Here is a 246-nt window from a genome sequence, read left to right on the forward strand (position 1 = left end):
TCCTGGCTCGCGAACCAGGCGCATGCCGATGAGGGGCTGATGCGGTTCGGGCTGTGCGCCGTCATGGTGGCGGTCTTCATGGCCGCACTGGCTATTCCGGAAGCGTTTCACGATCTCGACGGCGGCCTCCACGGACCGCTGGTGCTGGCCGTGACCTATACAGCGGTCCGGGTCCTGCATCTGGTCCTCTACATGTATGCGGCCGGTAATGACGGGCCGCTGCGCCGGCAGATCGGCAAGCTGACC

At 65.9% G+C, this 246-nt stretch carries 1 protein-coding gene; it reads left to right on the forward strand.

The features are described 5' to 3' along the window. On the forward strand, nt 1–246 hold a 246-nt coding region (locus tag SB754_RS22270; RefSeq protein WP_410784458.1), incomplete at both ends, for a low temperature requirement protein A.

The sequence above is a fragment of the Leifsonia sp. SIMBA_070 genome (assembly GCF_046534635.1).
Lineage (GTDB): Bacteria > Actinomycetota > Actinomycetes > Actinomycetales > Microbacteriaceae > Leifsonia.